The organism is Natronococcus sp., assembly GCF_047921035.1.
GTDB lineage: Archaea > Halobacteriota > Halobacteria > Halobacteriales > Natrialbaceae > Natronococcus.
Map to the genome: position 1 here is coordinate 1 of NZ_JBLRWX010000183.1, position 3,270 is coordinate 3,270.

Annotated in this window: 3 protein-coding genes; 2 read left to right on the forward strand and 1 reads right to left on the reverse strand. The window is 67.1% G+C overall.

Features of this window, described 5'->3' with window-relative positions; all coding sequences use genetic code 11:
- Window positions 1–85: 85 nt before the first annotated feature.
- Window positions 86–496 carry a helix-turn-helix domain-containing protein gene (locus ACNA7R_RS19790; RefSeq protein ID WP_416285261.1) on the forward strand — a complete coding sequence of 137 codons (411 nt, stop codon included), beginning with the start codon at window positions 86–88 and terminating at the stop codon, window positions 494–496.
- A 98-nt stretch (window positions 497–594) separates the two neighbouring features.
- Here ACNA7R_RS19790 and ACNA7R_RS19795 read toward each other — a convergent pair whose 3' ends face one another.
- Window positions 595–1,227: a helix-turn-helix domain-containing protein gene (locus ACNA7R_RS19795; protein WP_416285262.1), complete on the reverse strand. Its 633-nt coding sequence runs from the start codon at window positions 1,225–1,227 to the stop codon at window positions 595–597.
- A 267-nt stretch (window positions 1,228–1,494) separates the two neighbouring features.
- Between ACNA7R_RS19795 and ACNA7R_RS19800 the strand changes: the two genes are divergently transcribed.
- Window positions 1,495–3,270: heavy metal translocating P-type ATPase (locus ACNA7R_RS19800; protein WP_416285263.1), on the forward strand; the 1,776-nt coding region annotated here is incomplete at its 3' end.

A 3,270-nucleotide genomic window follows, 5' to 3' on the forward strand; every position in this document is an offset into this window, starting at 1 on the left:
GGTGCGGGTCGTTTCACCCGCTCGCGAGGCTGGATGCGTCACGCCGTCGAACCGGCTTGGGCGGCCCGACGGAGGTGACCGACCCGTGACCGACGTCGACGATGCCGATCAGTTACGGGTGTCGGTGACGGTTTCGGACGTCGAATCGGTCCGGGATGCGCTCGCTCATCTGGCGGAGCTCGATGCGACGATCGAACCGGAGCGGCTGTCGGTGTCCGATCCCGACAGCGACGAGGCCGTCGAGGTCGATCTCGGCGCGATAACGCCGAAACAGCTCGAGGCGCTCGAGCTGGCGTACGTCTACGGCTACTACAGGCGACCCCGGGAGACCGATCTCGCGGAGCTGGCGGCGGAACTCGGCGTCTCGAAGTCGGCGGTCTCGCAGCGCCTCTGTGCGGCCGAGTCGAAGCTCGTCACGGGCGTTATCGGCGGAACCAAGCCCTGGCTCGTCGCGCTGGAACGATCCGAGCAGGAGTGTCGATCCGACGGCGGGTAGATCGCGACCCGGAGCCTGCGTCTCGTCGGACGGGTCGGGGTAAACGTCGGCACGCAGACGCGGCTCGAGAAGGCCGTTTCGGTGCGGCCGGGCGCCGTTCAGCCGTCGACGAGCTTGCGTACCAGCGTCCGTTCGACGGCGTTGAGCCGCTGCGAAACCGCCGACTTCGAGACCTCGAGCTCGTCGGCGAGGTCGGTAAGATCGGACCGCCTCGGCGTCTCGTAGTAGCCGAGAGCCACGGCGAGTTCCGCCGCTTCGCGTTGTTTGTCGGTGATCGCCATCGCGTCGAGTTCGACCGTCGCGTCGGCGTCGTCGGCACCTCGCGTAATTCTTCGAAGGCGAACGGTCGCCCCGGAGTCCTCGAGTGCCTCGCGGATCTCGTTCAGTACGGTTCGATCCCGGACGATGAGCGAGACGACGAGCGCACCGTCGCGAACTCCCTCGAGAGTAGAGATGCAGTCGAACCGATTGGTCGTCTCGAAAACGCACTGTTCCGTGGTCGTCGTCGAGAGATACGTCGTGTTGGACTCCCCGCCCTCGACGCTGGTCGCGGCGGTCAGACAGCGAGTGCAGGACTCTCGCTGCGAGATCGTTCGCGTAACTGCCGCCGCGTTCGGGACCTCCTCGGCGAGCAGACAGCGGGCGCCGTCGGCCGGTTCGACCTCGAGCACCGTACGGAGCGGCGGCTCCTCGTCGAACACTGCCGGCGATCGAAGAGACTGCGCGGACATGCCTATCATTCCCACGGACGACATGATAGTGTTCGAGGAAGATTCCCCGTTCGTGGGAACCGCGTGATGTAGGCTCTGTACTCCCTCTTTGGACGTTTCGTCGGGCGGACACGTCCGATTCGATACCGGTTTGCCGCACCTGTAGGGCTGTGCCCGAACCGGGTATCGATCGGGATCCGACGTGCCCTCCGGGGTTCCGACGGGGAGGCGATCGAACCGGTTCGGCACCATCCCTACCGCGTGCGGTCGCGAACCCGTACGTACGCGATGAGTACGTGCTCACTCTGTGATCTTCCCACGCCGGAATCGCCGGTGACGGCTCCCGACGTCGAGGGAACGTTCTGCTGTCGCGGCTGTCTGGAGGTCCGGAGCGCGCTTCGGGACCTCGAGGGCGTCGATCGGGCCGACCTCGAGGGGCGTGCGGAGCCGAGGGAGGACCGATCCGTGCCGGAGGGCGGCGAGGAAACGTTTCTCGCTGTCGACGGGATGCACTGTTCGACCTGTGAGGGGTTCCTCTCGCTGCTGGGTGAGCGGACGGACGGCGTTTTGCGGATAGACGCGAGCTACGCGACCGATACGGCTCGCGTCGTCTACGATCCGGACCGCGTGGCCGCCGCCGAGCTTCCGGACCGGATTTCGGGATGCGGTTACGCGGCGTACTTCAGAGACGAGACCGGCGACTCGATCGCTCGCCGGCGCGACCACGATCTGGTACAGCGGCTCCTGGTCGGCGGCTTCTTTTCCATGCTGATAATGCCGTGGTATCTCGTCTACCTCTATCCGAGCTACGTCGGGATCGAAACCGGAATTCTCGAGGTCGACGCGACCAGCCCGGTCGGCGTGTTTCTTCCCCTTTCGATGATCGGATTGATGACGTCGGTCGTCCTATTCTACACGGGCTACCCTGTTCTCAGGGGCGCGTACGTCAGCCTGCGCGTCGGCAAACCGAACATGGATCTGCTGGTTTCGCTGGCCGCCGTCGCGGCGTACGCCTACAGCACCGTCGCGCTCGCGACCGGCAGCACCCACCTCTACTACGACGTCACGGTCGCCGTCATCATGGTCGTCAGCCTCGGAACCTACTACGAACGGAAGATCAAGCGGCGGGCGACCGACCTCCTCTCGGACCTCACCGCGGCCCGATCCCGCGAGGCGATCCGACGAACGGCCGACGGGACCGAAACGATTCCCGTCGACGATCTCGAGCCCGGCGACGAGGTGGTCGTCCGCCCCGGCGAGCGCGTTCCAATCGACGGAACGATCCTCGAGGGCACCGCGGCCGTCGACGAATCAGTGCTGACGGGGGAGTCGCTTCCCGTGACCCGGTCGTCGGGCGAGGACGTCATCGGCGGGTCGATCGTCACCGACAGCGCGCTCGTGATCGAGGTCGGCGAGGACGCCGAAAGCACGATCGACCGCATCGCGACGCTGCTGTGGGAGATCCAGAGCGGCTCCCCCAGCGTCCAGCGGTTCGCCGACAAACTCGCGACGATCTTCGTCCCGCTCGTGATCGCGCTGGCGACGCTCGTGACCGGGTTCCGGCTCGCGACGGGTGCCGCCCCGGCCGACGCGTTGCTGACCGGACTGACGGTGCTCGTGGTCTCCTGTCCGTGCGCCATGGGACTCGCGACCCCGCTCGCGGTCGCGTCCGGCCTTCGGGACGCCCTCGAGCGGGGGATCGCTGTCACGAACGGGGCGCTGTTCGAGTCGGCCCCGTCCGTCGAGACGCTGGTGTTCGACAAGACCGGAACCCTCACCTCGGGCGAGATGACGGTTCGCTCGATCGTCGGCGACGAACGGGCGGTCGACCGCGCCGCGGCCGTGGAGCGCTACTCCGAACACCCGGCCGCCTCCGCCATCACGGCGTACGCTGCTGCCGTCGACTCGCCGGCGGCAGCGGGGAGCCGAGACGGTGCTTCCGCCCGAACCGACGGCGGTACCGTTCGGTCTCGCGCAGGTGCGGACTCGACGGCCCCCGCCGTCGACCCCGAAGGCGTCGATAGGAGCGAGCCGGCTCCCGAACTCGACGTTTCCGAGTTCGAG

What these genes read in the sequence shown, in the direction of transcription:
- ACNA7R_RS19795 (WP_416285262.1), bottom strand. Translation starts at nt 1,227, where the DNA reads ATGTCCGCGCAGTCTCTTCGATCGCCGGCAGTGTTCGACGAGGAGCCG.